Genomic DNA, 15,655 nt, shown 5'->3' with positions numbered 1-15,655 from the left:
TGCTGATATAAATGCAGGGTAGATAGACATCGCTTAATCTAAAACATCAACCCTCTTTCTTCTTCTCCCGGATACGCTCTATACCGACAAACTCATGCTTATTATCAGGCTTGAAAGTAACACCGATCTTGTACTTGCCCTTGCCGTTCTTCTCCTCGATGCTGACCGTGGTGCTGCCGCTGCTTAGAAGAGCCTTGCAGTTGGATTTCGTCAGTGACATTGGCTTTGAATAATTAATTTCCTTACCGTCCTTAACAAATGAGAAATGACAGTATGTGTTCTTGAAAATTACGAATTTGCACCCGTTTTTGTATGCCGAGCAGTAAAAGTTTTTAGTACCGTCAAGTATATCACTGCCGCAGAAAGGACATTTTCCTAAACTGTTGCTGTCTGTAAATTTCTGTGCGGAACTAACAGTAACGTCCTGTGCGATTATCCTGCGTATCTCATCGGCAGTTTTATCTATTGAGTGCTGCATTGTTTCTTTTCCAAGTTCGACCGATTTTATCATCATATTGAATTCGATGTTTCTTTCTGTGAAAAGGTCTATATTCAGCTGATGAAGATATCCAATGAAAGCTTCACCTTTTTCGGTGCAGTAATACTTTCCCTGCTTTATATCGAGGTATTTGTAGGTCTTTACGCATTTGGTTATAAGTCCCGTTCTGGTTGCTACAGTGCCAATCTCCATGCCCTTTTTTACAGCTTCATACAGTTCGCTGTCATCGGCAGGGGAGTCATCGTTATCCTGGGCAGATGATGATTTAGCAAAAGGTGCTTTAAGGTACGCATTAAGGGAATCAATGGTATAACGCGGAGGAGCCTTTGTCATCTTATTGTCGATGACCCAAGAGAATGATACAAGTTCTCCGGGAGAAAAAGAAGGGAGCGTTTTGTTATCTTCATCATTATCATCGGTTTTCTTAGGCGGTTCATATCGACGGAAACCGGGAGTAAGGGGAGTATCACCCTTTATCTTGAATTCATGAGTACCATCGGTGAAAACTATCACGGTCCTGTTGACGGTACAAGGCGGAGCAAATACCGCGCAGAAACGCTTGACTATCGTGTTATAGACCTTCTGTTCATCATCGGACAGACCGCTTTCACTTGTCGGAAAGTTAAGCGTAGGTCTGATAGCCGAGTGACTTTCCACCTTGCTGCTGTCAAAGATCTTTTTGCTGTCCTTGTGTTCAAGATCGAGGGAATATACAGCATTCATCTTGTCAGCAACAGCGAATACATCTGCTTTTTCTTCATCTGCGAAATACTCAGTATCAGCGCGGGGATATGTAATAAATTTCTTGTCGTATAACGACTGGATAATGGGCATCGACTTGTCGAGTGTCATACCCAGGTCCTTTGATAGCTTACCTTGCAGCGTATCTAGTGAGAACATCTTTGGCGGAGTGACAACAGCTTTTTTCGTATCGATGCTGCCGACCCGATATACACCCGATGACAGTTCTGTAAGCCGCAGCTGTGCCTGTTCCTGAGTATCGTATTTTTCCTTATCGGTGACAGTGACCTTTATGCCGTCCTTTTCCGTTTCACCATGAAGCTGAAAATACGGTGTCGAAACGAAGTTGCGTATTTCAAGTTCGCGCTGATACACGGTATCGACTATCGGGATAATTACTCGACCAACGCCCCAGCCTTTACGGACATTAGCTTTCTGCATCAGATAACGGGAAAGATTATAGCCGAACAGCCAATCGACAAATGTTCTCGCATATCCAGCGTTAGCCAGATCATCGTATTTGTTGTCATTTTCCAGTGAGCTAAGGGCTTTCAGTATCGTGCTTTCGGTCTGTTCCGGCAGCCACAGACGATACACAGGCTTTGTGTTCCTAGCGACGCGGAGGACGTTACGCACGATGATCTCACCCTCACGGTCCGCATCACCGCAGTGTATGATACCGTCGATCTCAGGAATATCCATCAGCTTCTTGATAAGCGAGTACTGCCTTGCACAGTCCTTGTCATTCGGGAACAGCCTGAAATTCGCGGGTATTATCGGAAGGACAGCAGTTTCTCCCTCCGGAATGTATTTTTCAGGCTCCCCGAGAGTAAGAAGATGTCCGAAGCAGAACGTAATAACATAGCTGCTGCTTTCGTAGTAATACAAGTCCTTGTTGCCTACACGCTGAACATTCTCACGATGTGCTATCGCATCACGGACGTTCTTTGCTAAACTTGGTTTTTCGCATATTATAAGCTTTTTCATGTTTTCTTTTTCCTTTCTCTTGGAGTTCTCGGCTGAAATCGTTCAGCTTTGTATACTGCATCGAAAAAATCGGCTGGAACTTTCAATGCATAGCAGATTCGTTCAAGCATTTCTAGATCAGGTATGTTGTCACCGCATTCCCATGTGTACACAGTGAACTTAGTGCAGCATATAGTATCAGCAAGCTTGGCTTGTGATATACCCGCCTGTGTTCGTGTTTTCTTTAGCAGTTCCGCAAAGGATACATTTGCTTTAGGTTTAGTTTTGGGTGGTTCATCACCTAACTGAAACTTAGCTTCCATCATCATGAGCTCATAGTAGTTCAATCCAAATCTCCGGGAGAAAAGAAAGAACGTGTTCGCTATCACGCGGATATCGTTCTCAACCCCGGCTTCAATATTCCCTAAGTCACTTGCCTTGAATCCACAGGTTTCTGCGCAGTAATTGATCGTTCCGTAATTCTCACGCATTATTCTCAGATAATCACGAGCTGTTATTTTCTTCATAGTAACACACCTTTTCCTCACAATAATACGCTGCTTTATATTCTACGATAATATACATAGTTTTATAAACTAAATATATTTTTTCTTTCTCTAGGATAATACAAAGTGGGTACTGATAATGACAGCTCAAATCAGCCCCCACCCTCATCGTAAAAATAATTGCAGCATTTTTTTCCATAAGCCTTGACAAAATTATTTTTTTGTGATATTATATTTGCAAGATCTTCTGGTGGGTTTGCTGGTGGATTTGAAATTGTTTTTTTAATCACGTTTTGATTTGAGAGCCTTGTCCTAGGGGCTCTCATTTCTTTTGCCCATTTTTTCTTTATTCGCCCCTTGACTCTCAATACAATGAAGTACAAATTATCTGTGTGATCGCCTGCCTTTGTTCTGCGCCTTGTGCGGAATACTAGCCTTGTTTTTATAAGCGCACCGACAAGCTCTATGACTTCACTGCGTTTAAGCTGCATCATCTCGGCAAGGTCGTTGTAGCTATGGAAGAAGGATCTTTTATTGCTGTCAGCCAACTTACAGAAAAGCGCATACGCATAGAACATCTTCTGCGACAGACCCAGCTTAAAAACATCGTTAGGCATATAAAAATAATCCGAGAGGAAAGAAAAGGCTTGCAGATCGTAGTGAGTCGCACCCAGACAGCCGTTAGCGCGTGTCTGACGATATTGGTGAGTAATGATACCCTTTTCAGACAAAGCCTTTAAAACACGCTTAACGGTTGCTACAGACAGTCCACAGCTTGCTGCTATCGTTTCCTGCTTGATGCAGACTGCATATCCGTTGGTTGTCAGCTTGGTGTGACGGTTAACGATGCTGTACAGGCGGCAGGCTACCATTAGTTCGTTACGGGACAGCTCCAGCAGTTTATTTGGTATTTTCATTTTACACCTCGATCTAATAAAATAAAAAAGCAGACAGTTTAGATCTGTCTGCTTTATATTATACACTATTCCATAGTGTATGTCAAGTATTATTATTATGTTCTTCTATGTATTTATCGATAACTTCCCGAAAGATCGCAGAGGGATTTGTACCGTTTTGTCTTGCAAGTTCCTGAAACATCTCCGCTTTTTCTTTTCGTACATTTACTGCAATCTGTTTCATATTTGCCTTATTCCATTTTGCATTTGCCTTTTTTTGAGCTTCTGTCAATGCCATTCTATCACCTCCATAATCGGTTGTGTATGTCAAGAGTTGTCCTCAATATATTTATCTACGAATTCTTTGAATAGAGCGTTTGGTGTTGTATTGTTTTTGTACGCAAGTTCTTTAAACTTAGCAGCCTTTTCTTTGCGAAGTCTGACTGCTAGATTAGTTAAGTTCTCTTTGCCCCATTTGATATTGGCTTTCTGATGAGCTTCTGAAACAGCCATTGTATCACCTCTTTATGATTATAGTATATCCGAAACAGGAGTGTTTGTCAACCTCTTTTACAAGAAAAGTTAGATAATTCATTAATTGATTACACATTGTGAGAGTTATCTATGTACTTTCGTATTTCTTCACGTTCTGTCATATCCAGCTTACCGCGCCCGATAGCCATTTTTATTATTTTCTCGACTTCGCTCAGATTATTGTTTTTATATTCATTAGTGAACTGCCCGCCGGACAGTTCGTCCAGCTTTTTAATGATGACTTGCAGCGTTGAATTGAGAGCAACGCTTTCATTAACATCGGTATTTGCGAAATCAGTGCGGACATTCTTTTCAAGCTTGACCTTTTTTCGTGCTTCAAATGATTTACGAACATCGTTCCAATTCGTCACAGGCTGTGCAAAGCCGTTCTCATCATTCTCAAGCATTTTTTTCCCTTGATCATTTAGTTTAGGCGTAAAAAGAGGTTTCCATAGTAATTCCATATCAAAAATAGTATCAGAAAGGGGCATATCTATCAGGTTACAATCTTTTGCAATATCTTCCTGAGAAGTGATCTTGATATTCAGCCTATAAAACGGTTCGAATCGTGTCTTTATCGGATACATCCTTTGCCTTTTGGTTACGGCTGAACCAAAGGGCATCGTTGACAATTCACTTGCAGTCATAAGAGCGCGTCCTTCAACAACAAGGTTTTGGTGTTCAACAAATTCGCTGAGTTTTCCGCTGTATGTTGTGTATTCGATAGTTGTTGTTCCGAGAATTTCTGAGAAGTATTTATTGGTATTATTGTCCATAGAATTTATATAAATCATGTTGCCGCAGTTAGATCGTATTGTTTTGGCAGCATCACCATACTTGGTGTCAAGTTGATTAAGATCCTGTATAAACATATTAAAAAGCAGATTTCGTCCTGCACCGACTGTTATCTTACTGTCCATATCAGGAATTCTGACCATGTTACCAAATTCATCGAGGATAAAATGCACACGCTGCGGAAGTTTCTGACCTGCACACTTTGAAGAGAGCGCAACCAGTGTATTATAGCACTGATTAACGAACAGGGAACTGATTACCCAACGTGCGGGATTGTCATCGGGAACCACCATAAATACAGCCATAGGTTTTTCGGGATCAACAAGTTCATAGAAATTGATCTGATTGCCCGAGGTGAGCTTTGCTATACCTTGATCTGAGCCGAAAATATTGATATTGGATGCAAGAGTAGAAAAAATAGAAGAACGCATCTCGCCAGACGAAAATCGTGATACCGCATAAGCAGCCACGGCAGGATTCTGAGGATCCTTGCGCTGGAGTTCTTGAAAGAGTTCATCGAGAGCATTGACTTCACGTTTTTCACGGCGTTCATTTTGGGCACCGAAGTCAATAAACATCTGATATACTGAGTACATTGATACATTTTCGATGCAGTTGTTATCGTATCCTTTTTCAAGAAGATATAGTATCATGGCTATTAGGAGTGCTTTTGCGCTTTTGGGCCAGATAGGATCCGATTTATCATTATGAGTGAATGTGTCAGCAACAGAATCTATCATAGTAATACAAATGGATAGATCATCATTTTCTTTGCGACAGCGTTTGTATTCGTCGATGATTACTTGCAAAGGATTCCATAAAGATGATTTTTTCGTATCTCGCAGATTGAGCACCACTACATTATATCCGTTATCTTTTAGTAGTTTATAAGTATTCTCCAGCAGCTCACCTTTAGGATCGTTCAGCACCATGCTGTGCTTTGATTTAGATAGAGCGATATGACGTATCATGGGCAGTACAAAGGTCTGACCTTTACCTGAACGTGTGGTACCTATGATAAGGCTGTGTATCGTTTCACAGTCGATATAGTATTTGCCTTTTTCGTACGCAAGTATTATACCGCTTTTCTCAGCACTCTCCATATTATTTTCAGAAAAAGAGTAGAACATTTTTTTCAGTTCCTTTTTGTTGAGAAATCGGTCTTTACCCTTTATCTCTTGGTTATCATGTGTAACGTGCCATTTGACATCGAGCTTATAAGTTATGAAGAAAGCAGTTACAAAGGTGGGTAGTAAAACCATCGGCAAATCAACCCCTTTAGGTTGTTTGTAAAGAAATTCGATTTGGAATTTCAGGATTTTATTTACAGCTTGCTTATCATTAAGTACAGATACGGCTTTGGTTGCAAGTATAAAATAATTGAGCGCGACATTTATCAGCAAAAAGAAAAACAGCGAAAAGCCCAGTAGTTGACATAATCTCACCAAACCCCTGTTATCTTTGTTTTTTTCTTCCATTTCATCATCACCTATCCATTTCCTTTTTCTTTCCTCTCGGATAACACCTTAATAGTATGGGGTGTATTCGAGGTAATCATCATTGCTGATCTGATTCTCATAGTCGAATTCACGTTGAAGTTGCTTTATATGTGCATCATATTCAGCCATGATGCTTCTAAGCTGTGACCAGCACATATTGGCATTATAAGTCGATGCGGCTACTGATCGACGCAGCATCGGCGCTTTTTTTGTTCTGCGTATGCTTTTACCGCGATTGTTTGTTACAGTTTTTGGGGTAGAAACGTTTGTGGTGTTTTGATTTGTTTCTTCTCTTTCTAGCTTTTTCTTATATGACTGCGCCACCTTATGCGCGATCTTGTTTCCGTTTTTGAATGAGTTATTAAGATAATATAACCCCTCTTCGGGACTATCGTTTTTTAGCATCATTATTCCGTAAGCATATTGTGCATAAGCGTGACCGTTATCGGCAGAGCGCCGCATCCATTCTGCACCTTGCTTTATATCATCGTCAGCCAGATAAAGTTTGCCCAGCTGATACTGAGAATCACGGTCATTATTGTTTGCCGACATAAGCAGATATTTTTCGGATAGTTTTTTGTCTTTATCCTTGTAGTACATACCAAGTGTAAATGCAGCTGTGTCAGAAATATCGGCAACACTTTCAAGTCGTTTGATGTCATCATCGTCTTTGATAAGACCGAGCGCTTTGTTCGCAATATTATAGTTGCTGATGTATTTGTTATTACTGAGCAGATAATCCCGAAGTTCATCAATATCCTTTTTTTCTTCTCTCCCGGATACACCCTTATCGCTCAATCGTTTTATAAGTTCATCGGACCCGGTATCAGGATATTCACCGTTTTTCATCTCCTTAATGTGTTTCAGCAGAATGTTTCCGGCACGATTATAGAAGTCCTCCATCTGATGTTCCGAATATGTCAACGCCTGCGATTCGTTACCATAGAACTCCTGATACTGCCTATCCATCATACCTAACGATGATACATACAAGTCAAATGACTTTTTAAGTTCGGGATCCGAGCCGATTATCTTATCAACACACTTGTCGATCTCGCGCTGGAAAGGTTTCATTCGATGATTACCATACTGCATTGCAATATTCGGCGGAAATTTATTTGCCAGTTCAAGCAGCATCTTTTCGGCATCGCCCATAGCATCGGACAGCTGAGGAAAAAGTATCTCACGTTTAATGCGTGTTATCTCGGGTGTATGTGTCTGATTGATTATGCCGTTTGCTATCGTTGACTTTAATGTTTTGATAGCATCCTGTTCTATGCAGTCCTGATTTTTATCTTTGTGATTCCTGCGTGTAGTTCTTTCCAGCGGATACATAGCAAAATGTATGTGGATATTATCTGTGTTTTCATGTATCGCACCTATCCAGTTGATGTTATCAGCGGAAAGCTTGTCTGACTTGTCGATCATCTTATTGATACCGTTACGTGCGACATTTTTCAGCTTAATGTAGTCAATGTTACTTCCAACAAGAATACCATTGTTACGCAGAAACTCATTGTTAAATGAAATTACCCCACTATATTTGGGACAACCATTTTCACGAGCTGTCATTTCCTGTGACCTATAATCGTTCAGCTGTTCGTGTGAGAGCAGATCGTGTTCAGTATCAAATGCGCCTTTCGATTTTTCATCGTTCTTCATATAGTCAAGAAAGTCTTTGTATTCTTGCTCCTTACTATGCAGTTTAGGAAGAAATGCAGATGGTCGTTCCAGGTAGTCAGTAAAATCACCTTTAACATATTTGGTATTGCTGTTACTTTGTGTATCAGATCGGATGTACCAGTTGTAAAGGAATTGTATTTTGAATACAACGGCGGGTGTAGCCATTAGTATCCACCTCCGAAGTTAGCTTTATTAATTGCATTTTGCCGCATCTGAGAGTTGTAATTTTGTTTTGCCTGTTGTATGCTTTTATGTATCGTTTGGCTGTTAATGTTTTCGTCAGCTGTATCTGTGTTTTCAACTCCTAAAAAGTTTAGGTAGCTGTTAACTCCGTCTCGTGTTTCGTAGGTGTATTCTTTAATGTCACCCATCTGATGTGACAGCTTGGATAAAGCTACTTCCATACGGTCAAGCCTAGACGCTATATCAGATTTAGCCCGTTTACGTTCTGATGTACTCGGCAGTTCACCATAGTCGCTTGTGATGTTTTCGGCAATGGCTGCTTCCAGTATCAGCACTCTTAATAATTCTGATGTATTTGTAAGACCACGTTCTGTTTTCAATAGGTCTAATAAATCTAATGTTCGGTCATCCAGTGAAAATAGTCTTTTGGTTTTGGGCATTTCAATCACTCCTTTTTTTATTGCGGCTGATAAATAGGTAATGAGCATAAAGGAGATGGGACATCTCCAGTAAGAAAGTGCGGTAGTACCGCACTTTTAAGGTCAAAAACGTGGGAACTGGTTAGTATAAAATGGATATACAGATATACTAATTCGGATATACGGATATACTTCGTTTAGCTGAATATTCTCAAAACAGATATACGGATATACTGTTTTGGATATACAGATATACTGTTTATAGCTATTTGGATATACGGATATACTCTTTTTAGATGCTGATTTTTGACTGAATCAAGGCGAAGCTTGTTCCGCAGATTCTATAATCGCCAAAAGCTGCTTAGAATTCAGGTCGTTTACATCATTTTTATCAAGTTCAGGATAGAGAAAATTTTCAAGTTTCTGCGTAATTCTAATCAATCTTAGCAGTGTTCTGTAAACATCTGTAAGGACCTCAGTTGAATTAGCAGATGTGTTTTTTATCTCTGTTTCACACAGAGATCGAACGATTTTTGGAAGATATTCTACCATTTCATCATTATTGCAGGCAACATATTCCTCAATAATTTTGCATATCATATCATTCCTTGATACTATTCCACGCTTTATCATTATATTATCTAGTTCATTAAGCGTTTTATCTGAAAGACCTCTTATGTGAATATCATTCTTACTCTTACTCATATAAGTTACTCCTTTTTATTCTCCGGGAGAAAAGAAATCAGCACCTATATTATTAAAATATTCCTCGGCTGTTCCGTATTTTTTCTCAATTTTCTTCCTGTTGTAGTTACGGATAACGAAACAGCTTGAAGCAAGATATAAAAAGAAACCTTGTTCAAGTGAGTTAGGAGCAAGGTCAAATTCTAATATATTTTCAAGAGGTTCGTCAAGCTTTTTGTTGTCCAAAGTGAATGAACTTAGGTTTGTATCTTCACTGGTTTTAAAGCACAAACGAAATTTTTCATAGCTGTTATTAGCGAATTCTGCACGTAGAATATCTTCATAAGCTACATTCAGAACACGCTTGAAACGATAGCTGTTTGTATAATATATAAGCTCCATCTTACGTTCTCCGGCATATATTTCAAGCAAGTGTTCATCGTGCTTTGACGTGTTTTTGAATAGAACAGAACCAACGATAAGAAGTATTATACCTAACCACAGGAATATGCTTGGCAGCCTGAGAACGAACAGTAACATACATACTATACCGGCAGCTATTATACCTATGTTTTTATAAAATACTTTCTTTTTTACTCTGACATTCTCGGTGAAATCCTGTTCAACACCATCGCGGAATTCGCTGTACGGATATTCAAAAAAGTTATTATCGTCCATGATATTCTCCCATGTCAAGGTTCAAAATATACTGCCTGTCTACTTCAAAAGCTTGATGATCCGTTTCCTGTGAGAACAGTAATACGTTATCGAGATGGTTATTTATATATTCGATTTGCTTATCTGTTGCAGTGCTTTTACCAAATCCGTATTTATATTCTGTCACCCGAAAATCAACATAATCGCCGTCAGGATACCAATCGTTTTCATCAAAGAAATCTCTGATATGTTCGTAAAATGTATCGTTATCCATCATATTCATGGAGGTTGCTACGCTATTTCCTGCATATGAAATAACGCAGAAAGTGAAACCATCCGAGCCGTAACTGTCAAGATTATCCTGCAAGTTTTCGGAAATATCATCTCTTATTCTTTCGGGAATCAGACCGTCAATCATTATCTTAGAGTATTCATCGTTAGTAATATACCTCTGCTTGTCGATGATATTTGCGCGTATTGCGAAGTCTTCAAGAGCACTTTTTCTTGTCATCATATAGTGTCCGTTGCTGACACCATCTGTTGTATTACCGTTCCATGTTGCATAGGTAAGATCGGGCAGACGAACACCGACAACAGTATTATTTATCTCCATCATAACGCTGTAATTGTCAAGTCCGTTGAAATTACCGTTCTCGGGAAACGATCTTCCGTTCTTAAAATCATCAATTCCTTGCCTGATTATGTAGTCGATTTCCTTGTCAGATCTGCCGAAATAAGAAAGCTTAACATCGTCATGAAACGGATATTTATCGTATGATATATTGTTTTTATCAGTCATTTTTTTATTCTCCTTTTTTAATGATATCTGTGTCTATAGACACATTATTTATGATACTGTCACCATGCAGCTTGCTTTCAGACCGCCGTCATTTGTCGTTGCGGTGATTATAGCCTTACCTTTTCCGACTGCTTTTATCTCTCCGTCTGCATCGATAACAGCAATATCTTCACGGTTACTTTCCCATTTTACTGACTTGTCATCTGCATTATCTGGTGATATTACAGCTTTTATTTTATGTTTTTCACCGATTTTAAGAGTAACATTATTTGCAGCATAGTCTGTTTCCAGCCTTATACCGTCCACATGAATAATAGCTCTTGTGACAGGCGCAGGTGTTGTTGTAACGGTCGGCTGAGGTGTTGTTGCTGTAGTTGTTACTGATGTTGTAACTTGCTTAGTGGTTGTTGTTCCTTCTTCTCTCGGAGGTTCTTCATAGTCGTTGTAATTATTACCTCCGCCTGAATATCCTCCACCGGAATACCCACCTGAATAACCTCCAACGTTTCCATTTTCTACTGAATTATTATGACTAGCAGCGGAGGAACTGTTGTCTTTTTTTGTAGTAGATGATGAGCTTTTAGTAGTTCTGCTTGTCGTTGTGATCGGTTGACTTTCCGGCTCAAGCATTGGTTTTGTAGTTGTAGTTATTATAGAAGTATACTCGGGCTTTGAGGAATCATCTTCATATTCACTGCTGGTATCATCACTTTCTTTTGATGAAAGATCCTTGCCTTTGGGATCGTAGTCCTTGGAATCCATGAATTCTATATCACGTTTATCTATACAAATGACCACTTTATATGTTTTGCCTTCGATCAGCTCACCCTTGATCGTATCACCGAATTCATCGACTTTATCATCGGCATAGTGGTCATTTTCTTTGTAAGAGATAGCAATACCTATATAAGAAAACTCACTTTCAGCATCGCTTATTTTTGCAAGTGATGATATGTCATTCAGCTGATCTATGGTCATGTTCGATGTTACATCTTTGTATTTTCCACCTTTATAATAATAGTATACTGACTCTATCTCAGGCTTTACTTCTTCAGTTTTGCCTGATTTTTTTATTACAGATAGCATAAAATCAAGTTCTGATTTATCTTCAAGATATGCCGCATCGGATACCTTAATCATGTAGGCACCCAATTCAATGCTTTCATTATAGAACTTACTTTTACTGTCATTAGCCTTTGTTCGTATAGCTGGATAACTCAGCATAAAGAAAAATAGTGGAAATGTTATGAGTAAGAATAAGGTATATATTATATTGCTTTTTTTTGTTTCCATATCATTACTCCTTTGCGATATCTATCAGTTCTTGTCCGAATGAAATAACAGTGTTTGCTACAAGAGTATAAAGATAATCACTATCTTCTTTTTCAAAACCAAAAATGCTGAGTACCTCATTGGTAAAAACCTTGCAGAAGTTTTCTCTGATAGCAGGATCATTTAATAATTGCTTGCCATATTCTTTCATACTCATTTCAGTATAATAGCGATTGAATATCTTATGTATAATTTCACTTCTGTCTTGTGCATTACCGATGTACATCAAATCGCAATCGGTTGCAATTTTGTAGCAATGAACTTTGTTTCGACCGGCAGAAAGTGACATTAGCATTTCTCCTGCCTGAAAATTAGTTGAATTATTCAGTTCGGAAAGAGTGAACTGACTGAATATCTCATGCAGTTTTTGTATGCTGTCAGGTGACTGTTTAAGTATTATTTTATACTGTATAAGCTGGAAGATTGTCTTTATTACGTCTGTTTCAGCACTGTCCGAGGACGGAAGAAAGTCCAGTATAGACTGTGATGCAAACCATAATCCTGCATCATACTTACGTGAACGCCTGAGAAGAGTCTCAATAAATTTCGTTACCTGTCTGTTTTTTACAGAGATAAATCGGTGAGCTTCATCTAACAGACACACAATATATCGTCTTTCATGTGGACTAACGAAAGCATTATGTTCTCTGTTTTTACAAGTTTCTGCCCACATAAGGGATAAAATATTAAAAAGCTGTGCATTATAAACATTGGTTTCCATTTCAGAAATCTGCTTGACATCAAAGACGATGAGGTTTTTATCATCGATATTTACATTTGTATAGTTATCAAACATCGTACCGAAAGCACCATACTTAGATAACTGCTTGACTTGTGTTTCAAGCTTTTTATAGTTCGATCTTTCGTATTCAGACAGAGTCTGATCCTTTTGAATGTTCGTGAGATAGTTGTATAGGTCACTGAAAATAGGAAACTGTTCCGGGAGAAAAGAAGATATATCCGTTGTATCAGTTATGCCTTTTTCCTTATATACTGCGACCAGAACATCACGCAGCGCGAATAATTCATCGTCGGAAAGAGATGGATTATACTGCCCGAAGAATGAGCTTATTCTGGATATTTCCAAAGTGAAGTTCATTGATATCGCTTCTGATTTTGTTATCGAAGCTCCATCATTTTCATCATCGTTTTCAGCATCAGCAAGCACCGTCATGCGTATCTGTAACGGATTTATCGTGCTGCCGCGTGACATTCGTATAACTTGTCCATCGAATATTCGCGCCATATCCCTGTATTCATTTTCGATATCTAAGACCATTACTTTATTGCCCAGGAGTAATTGATCCTGGAGCATAGTTTTAAGTGTTACAGATTTACCTGAACCTTTAACGCCCACTGCAAGCAGATCGTAGGAGTTACGTCCCTGCTTGTCGTTACGGTAAAAGCAGTTAAAAATATTCAAACCGTGAGTATCGGTATACCCGAAGAAAATGCCTGAAGGATCCGTGTGCGACTGATAATAGAACGGATACTGACGTTTATATGTATCCTGCAATGGATAAGGAGTCTGAATAGTATTGCTATCGGTTGTCATACCAAAGTATTCCGATTTCAGGTCGTTGATTGGAACAAAAGATGTAATACCTCTTGTTTCAAGTTCTACGGAAATATCTCTTACACGCTTACTTAGTTCTTCATAGCTGTCTGAAGTTACGAAAAATCGCAGCGTAGTATACACCATCTGTTCGTTACCGCTGCTTATTTCATTATATATAGCAGTCAGTTTATCAAATTCGTTCTGAGTATCGATATCATCAGCAACATCCTGCTTAATAACAGCACGTGACCGCAACTCTTTGAGGGATTGTTTGATCTCATCAATCACAATCTGCTTAGATCTGAATTTGACATCAAATGTGATAGTGCAGTCAGCGAAGGTCGATACAAGTGCAGCAAGCTCAAGGTCATTAAGGTTAGCAGGATAGTCATTGACAACCAAAGAGGTTATGTACTTGTCTTCGATCTTAAAATAATTCTGATAAAACTTAATTTCTGTAGGCAGTGTCTTATCGTTCGTTTCAGTATATGTATGCAGTTTTTCACTTTGAGTGTCAAAACAAAGATACTTATTAAAAAACTCTATTGTCTGTTCTTCATTGCAAAAAAGTACATTGGTATCTATCATTTCACGCTTGAATCGCTTGCAGCAGTCATCCAACTCAGATATATCATCAGAAAAAACCAGTAGATATGCAAGTCTGTCACTGTGATTTTCTTCAAATTCAAGAAACTCATTTTCTTTCCTTGCCATCATACGCATTATATATTTATGAGTGATGTTTCTTCGCTTGAGCAGCAGATTGTTCTTCTGCTGCTCGAAATAAGGCGATGATGTTGTAAATATGTACTTGTGAGCGCATTTCATTGATGTAGTTGCCCGGGCAAAGTTCTGGAATACGGATTCCATATCGTTGTCCGTGTAATGAAAGATATCAATACCTGATACCATCAACAACGATATGTATTTATCTTTTCCGTCAGCCTTTATCTTAAATATGAATTCCTCATCTGGAACACTGAATGAATTAAGGTCGATCAGATTGTCAAGAAACATCGCTGATGTAACACGGACCTTTTTAGTTTTCTTTATGTTTTTTATTTTTATTTCTCTTAGACTTTTCATTTTCTTTCTCCTTGATCGTCTGCTGGTATTCAATATAATCATGATTGGAAGAACCAATAAAAAAGTTGTTGTCAAACTTAAATCGGATAAAGTTTATCAGACCGCGGGCAAAAGACTGAGATGGATTAGTAAGTGATTTTCCTGTCAGTATAAAATATACGATTATAGAACAAGCGATAAAAAGCCATTGCATCGCTCCACCTATCAGGGAACCTATCATTGATGATATCATGATTATGACAAAAAGCCCCATAAAACGCTGTGCAGTCAGACCTTTGAATACTTTTGTCTCAGATTTGGTTTTTTTAGGTATCATTCCCATAATTAATCTCCTTTGCGTTGATTTGTAGGCTCATTAGCAATGTTATTGGTAGGCTTATTAAAAGCATTGCCGATATTTGCTGTATTGTTCGATGTTGTGTTAACATTATTCTGTCCGTTAAGTCCATCAATGCCATTTTTACCGTCATTGCCATTATGACCATTAACTCCTCAAAATATCTTGTAAAATCTCGTAAATACTCGCGAAATCTCAGTATTTCATAAAGTTATGTTCAAGAAATGAACCAAGTTATGGATGATCCAAAGCATTGAATGCCGGATTTAACGTTATCAGGGTATAGCAAACAAAACGTCTTGAGAGATCTGTTTTGACAGCCTTGATGCGACCCATATCCGTTACGGCAGCAAACCTCCTCTGTCCAACGGGATCATTCGTCACGTGAAGTCCCAACTTCCTTCGTTCTGCCTATCCATAACAGGGCGTCGGCGCAGCTCCATTGCGAGGTCATGCCCCTTGGTAATAATTCCTGCCGACT

Annotated in this window: 14 protein-coding genes; all 14 read right to left on the bottom strand. The window is 38.9% G+C overall.

What is annotated here, in order from left to right:
* Positions 1–46 precede the first annotated feature (46 nt).
* The 14 genes from BM265_RS15410 to BM265_RS15345 all read right to left on the bottom strand — a co-directional run bounded on the left by BM265_RS15410 (position 47) and on the right by BM265_RS15345 (position 15,159).
* Positions 47–2,227: a type IA DNA topoisomerase gene (locus tag BM265_RS15410; protein ID WP_074962896.1), complete on the bottom strand. Its 2,181-nt coding sequence runs from the start codon at positions 2,225–2,227 to the stop codon at positions 47–49.
* Positions 2,224–2,733, bottom strand: a complete 510-nt coding sequence (locus BM265_RS15405) for a helix-turn-helix domain-containing protein (protein ID WP_074962895.1) — start codon at positions 2,731–2,733, stop codon at positions 2,224–2,226. Before BM265_RS15405 ends, BM265_RS15410 begins: the two co-directional genes overlap by 4 nt.
* A 131-nt stretch (positions 2,734–2,864) precedes the next feature.
* Positions 2,865–3,629 (bottom strand): helix-turn-helix domain-containing protein, encoded by a 765-nt coding sequence (locus tag BM265_RS15400; RefSeq protein WP_074962894.1) that lies wholly within the window; start codon positions 3,627–3,629, stop codon positions 2,865–2,867.
* 82 nt (positions 3,630–3,711) lie between these two features.
* Positions 3,712–3,906 carry a hypothetical protein gene (locus BM265_RS15395; RefSeq protein WP_013499823.1) on the bottom strand — a complete coding sequence of 65 codons (195 nt, stop codon included), beginning with the start codon at positions 3,904–3,906 and terminating at the stop codon, positions 3,712–3,714.
* 29 nt (positions 3,907–3,935) lie between these two features.
* Entirely contained in the window at positions 3,936–4,121 is a 186-nt protein-coding gene (locus BM265_RS15390) for a hypothetical protein (protein ID WP_013499822.1), read from the bottom strand.
* Between the two features lie 89 nt (positions 4,122–4,210).
* Positions 4,211–6,199, bottom strand: coding sequence for a VirD4-like conjugal transfer protein, CD1115 family (locus BM265_RS15385; protein WP_177219611.1), 1,989 nt, complete (start codon positions 6,197–6,199; stop codon positions 4,211–4,213).
* 264 nt (positions 6,200–6,463) lie between these two features.
* Positions 6,464–8,284 carry a relaxase MobL gene (mobL, locus tag BM265_RS15380; RefSeq protein ID WP_074962892.1) on the bottom strand — a complete coding sequence of 607 codons (1,821 nt, stop codon included), beginning with the start codon at positions 8,282–8,284 and terminating at the stop codon, positions 6,464–6,466.
* The gene (locus BM265_RS15375; protein WP_074962891.1) at positions 8,284–8,742 is read right to left on the bottom strand and encodes a hypothetical protein; all 459 of its coding nucleotides are present in this window, start codon (positions 8,740–8,742) and stop codon (positions 8,284–8,286) included. Before BM265_RS15375 ends, mobL begins: the two co-directional genes overlap by 1 nt.
* Before the next feature lie 294 nt (positions 8,743–9,036).
* Positions 9,037–9,426 (bottom strand): hypothetical protein, encoded by a 390-nt coding sequence (locus BM265_RS15370; RefSeq protein WP_074962890.1) that lies wholly within the window; start codon positions 9,424–9,426, stop codon positions 9,037–9,039.
* Between the two features lie 15 nt (positions 9,427–9,441).
* Positions 9,442–10,083, bottom strand: coding sequence for a hypothetical protein (locus BM265_RS15365; protein ID WP_074962889.1), 642 nt, complete (start codon positions 10,081–10,083; stop codon positions 9,442–9,444).
* Positions 10,073–10,861 (bottom strand): hypothetical protein, encoded by a 789-nt coding sequence (locus tag BM265_RS15360; RefSeq protein ID WP_074962888.1) that lies wholly within the window; start codon positions 10,859–10,861, stop codon positions 10,073–10,075. The genes BM265_RS15365 and BM265_RS15360 overlap by 11 nt, the downstream gene beginning before the upstream one ends.
* A 48-nt stretch (positions 10,862–10,909) precedes the next feature.
* Entirely contained in the window at positions 10,910–12,154 is a 1,245-nt protein-coding gene (locus BM265_RS15355) for an Ig-like domain-containing protein (RefSeq protein WP_074962887.1), read from the bottom strand.
* Between the two features lie 4 nt (positions 12,155–12,158).
* A complete protein-coding gene (locus BM265_RS15350; RefSeq protein ID WP_207646992.1) occupies positions 12,159–14,768 on the bottom strand; it encodes a VirB4 family type IV secretion system protein in 2,610 nt (869 codons plus the stop codon).
* A 22-nt stretch (positions 14,769–14,790) separates the two neighbouring features.
* The gene (locus tag BM265_RS15345) at positions 14,791–15,159 is read right to left on the bottom strand and encodes a DUF5592 family protein (RefSeq protein ID WP_013499813.1); all 369 of its coding nucleotides are present in this window, start codon (positions 15,157–15,159) and stop codon (positions 14,791–14,793) included.
* Between the last annotated feature and the right edge of the window lie 496 nt (positions 15,160–15,655).

Source organism: Hominimerdicola alba (assembly GCF_900112155.1).
Lineage (GTDB): Bacteria > Bacillota > Clostridia > Oscillospirales > Ruminococcaceae > Hominimerdicola > Hominimerdicola alba_D.
This window is presented reverse-complemented; position numbering and strand designations above follow the sequence as displayed.